Origin of the sequence: Wolbachia endosymbiont of Nomada ferruginata, from assembly GCF_001675785.1 — a bacterium.
GTDB lineage: Bacteria > Pseudomonadota > Alphaproteobacteria > Rickettsiales > Anaplasmataceae > Wolbachia > Wolbachia pipientis.
Window position 1 is genome coordinate 1 of sequence record NZ_LYUY01000115.1, and the last position, 3,562, is coordinate 3,562.

Sequence of the window (3,562 nt, forward strand, 5' to 3'; positions counted from 1 at the left end):
TTTAGAATAAAAAAACGCCATACTTGAAAGTATAATGTAAGTAATTAGCCAACCACGGGGCTTCTTTTGCCTTTTTTTTCGCTTAGTAAATTTCTTAATGTTTATAGCTAAACGACAACCGTCATCCCGCTACGTGTTAGCGGGATCTCTTGTTAGCGCCGCGGCGGTATGACGTCTCGCTTGCAACCTATAGCTTTGTCATTCCAGTGCTCCTTTTTTTGTCATCCCAGTGCCTTGACTATTTGGATCCAGAAAACTTAGCTTCGAGTCAAGTAGGCTGCAAATAAAAACTGGATTCCAGCGTCACGCGCTGGAATGACACCCTGACAATCGTCATCCCGCTACGTGTTAGCGGGATCTATGTTAAGAGATACCGCGAATGAATCGCGGTATGACGTATAGAAACTAAAAAAGTTCTTTTTTAAAAAACTTAAGTTATACTTATAAGTATTTGATACTTTTTATAGTGATTATGTCGAGTTTAAGTTGCCTTTATGGTGATAATGCAGAATTTGTGGAAGAAATGTATAGCCGTTATCTACAGGGCGATAAATCAATCGGGGAAGATTGGTATAGAATTTTTTCAAGCAATTTAGAAGTTAAGAAAACGGAGACCTGCAGTCCGCAGCATGTAACCAAGACGGATGATTCGGCTTTCGATTTGGCAAATTTTTTCAGGTCTTATGGTCATTTTTTTGCAGATCTTGATCCATTATCACCAAATGGAAATAAACAAATAGATTATCAGAAATATTCGAATCTATCTCCGGCAAGTGACACTGGAATCTATAGAGATATTTACTGCAAGAATATCGGTTTTGAATTTATGCATATCTCCTCTTATGAGGAGAGAATATGGCTGCAGGAAAAGATCGAAAATCAAACCTATACGCTGAGCTCACAAGACAAAAAAGAAATACTGAGGCACTTGGTCGAATCCGAAATGTTCGAGCAATTCCTCCATATGAAATTTCCTGGGTATAAGCGTTTCTCTATCGAAGGTGGAGAGTCAGCTATCGTTGCAATTGAGAGAATCATTAGTGATTCTGCAGCTTTTAGTATTGAAGAAATAGTCCTTGGCATGGCTCACCGCGGACGACTCAATGTTCTAACCAAAGTGATGGGGAAAGAATATGCGGCAATGCTGTCTGAATTTCAAGGCAATCTTGCATACCCAAGTGGTCTTGAGGTGTCCGGTGATGTTAAATATCACCTTGGTTATTCTTCTGATCGAGCACTTGCCGGTGGTAAAAAAATACATTTAAGTTTATGCCCTAATCCATCTCATCTTGAAGCGGTAAATCCGGTTTTGGCTGGAAGAATAAGAGCAAAACAGAATATAAGATCTGTGCTTGGAATATCAATTCATGGTGATGCGGCTTTCATTGGTCAAGGAGTGGTTGCTGAAACTCTGACCTTAAGCAATATTGAAGGCTATAAAGTGGATGGCATTGTGCACATTGTCATTAATAACCAAGTTGGTTTTACTGCTAATCCGTGTTGTGCGCGGTCCTCTTTTTACTGTACTGATGTAGCAAAATCAATAGAAGCTCCAGTGTTTCACGTTAATGGAGATAACCCTGAAGCTGTGAGTTTTGTTGCGAATTTGGCGATGGAATATAGGCAGAAATTTAAAAAGGACGTAGTGATTGATATAATATGCTACCGCAAATATGGCCATAATGAAGGCGATGAGCCGAATTTCACTCAGCCACTTATGTACAAGGTAATATCAAAGCATAAAACTCCAGGAACACTGTATGAAGAGAAGTTGATCGCAGAGAAAGTATTAGATGGCGATGAAGTAAATAAATTGCGCAGTGAGTTCAGGGCAAGATTGGATAAAAGTCTTGCTGAATCAGTGACTTATACTCCAAAAAAAGCTGACTGGTTTTATGGAGTGTGGTCAAAATTAAGAAGGGCAAAGTTGAACGATTTGAGCGAATACTATACGGATTCTGGTGTCTCGCCTAGTGAGCTGAAAAAATTGGGTGTGCATATAAATAGCAATATCCCAAGTAACTTTAACATTAACAATAAGATTAGAAAAATACTCGATGGCAGAATAGACAGCATAAATTTTGGTAGTAATATAGACTGGGCAACTGCCGAAAGTCTTGCATTTGCATCGTTACTCGTAGAAGGAATAGGAGTACGTTTATCAGGACAAGATTCCGGTCGTGGAACTTTTTCGCACCGTCATTCAAGGCTTGTTGATCAGGTAACAGAAGAAGCGTTTATTCCGCTAAATAATATAAACAAAGAACAGGCTCACTTTGAGGTCATAGATAGCGCTTTATCAGAGTATGCTGTAATGGGCTTTGAATATGGATATAGCCTTGATTCCCCGTATTCACTGATGCTCTGGGAAGGACAATTTGGTGATTTTGCAAATGGTGCACAAATTATGATCGACCAGTTTATCGCATCTGCAGAAACAAAGTGGTTGCGATCAAGCGGTCTAGTTTTGTTGCTGCCTCATGGTTATGAAGGGCAAGGACCTGAGCATAGCTCCGCGCGTATAGAGAGATTTTTGCAACTCTGCGCAGAAGATAATATGCAGGTAGTTAATTGTTCCACTCCGGCAAATTACTTCCATGTCTTACGCAGACAAATGCATAGAGACTTTCGTAAGCCTCTGGTAGTATTTACACCTAAATCGCTACTGCGTCATAAAAGAGCAGTTTCTAACCTATCTGACTTTGAAGGAAAATTCCTCACGGTAATCCCAGAATATAGAACAGATTTGGTTCTAAATGATAAAATACGTAAAGTTGTAATATGCAGTGGTAAAGTTTACTACGACATAATTGAAGTATGTGAAGCACAAAAAATAAACGATATAGCAGTGATACGTTTGGAGCAATTCTATCCGTTTCCGGCCGATAAATTAAGTAATGAACTTGAGAAATACGAGAACGCTGAAATTGTATGGTGTCAAGAAGAACCAAAAAATATGGGAGGGTGGTTTTTTGTAAACCCATTGATAGAAGAAGTGTTGTCCAATCTCGATATTCAAGCAAAAAGACCTAAGTGTATCGCAAGACCTGCTGCCGCATCTCCTGCATGTGGTTATGCTAGTGTCCATGCTCAGCAACAGGAGGAGATTTTAAAGCAGGTTATGCAGGGGATCTAGCACAATTGTGCAAATATTGAAGCGAAAGCTGGCAAGCGAACATTGTTCATCAGATCTTGACGCTGGGCACTGCAGCCAGGCGCGATAGAAAACGTATCACACCAATCAAACCTCTTTGATGCTCAGACAAATATAAAAAGACTTTCATTCTATTGAAAAAGCTACAATTTTTATTAAAATTTTCATTTATTTTTATTTAAAAAGTAAATATCATTAATATTTACTTTAATTAATATAGAATATATATGAATACAGAAATATTTGAGAGGTTAATAGGGCAAACTAGTCTACGCAGCAATAGCAAAGCTGAGATCATACAGTTAAATAGAAATGAAAAAGCTTTTGTAGATGAGGATAAAGAATCTATCGAATTAGCTGAGAGGTTGTCCGGAAACAAGTAAAAGGCTATAATATCTGAAATTTTAG

Annotated in this window: 3 protein-coding genes; all 3 read left to right on the forward strand. The window is 38.6% G+C overall.

Going from position 1 to position 3,562, the window contains the following annotated elements; translation table 11 throughout:
- Positions 1–149 precede the first annotated feature (149 nt).
- The 3 genes from BA053_RS07505 to BA053_RS07510 all read left to right on the forward strand — a co-directional run bounded on the left by BA053_RS07505 (position 150) and on the right by BA053_RS07510 (position 3,537).
- Positions 150–287, forward strand: a complete 138-nt coding sequence (locus tag BA053_RS07505; protein WP_156517979.1) for a hypothetical protein — start codon at positions 150–152, stop codon at positions 285–287.
- A 185-nt stretch (positions 288–472) separates the two neighbouring features.
- Positions 473–3,136, forward strand: coding sequence for a 2-oxoglutarate dehydrogenase E1 component (locus BA053_RS05665; protein ID WP_065095163.1), 2,664 nt, complete (start codon positions 473–475; stop codon positions 3,134–3,136).
- 245 nt (positions 3,137–3,381) lie between these two features.
- Positions 3,382–3,537 (forward strand): hypothetical protein, encoded by a 156-nt coding sequence (locus tag BA053_RS07510; protein ID WP_156517980.1) that lies wholly within the window; start codon positions 3,382–3,384, stop codon positions 3,535–3,537.
- Positions 3,538–3,562: the final 25 nt, after the last annotated feature.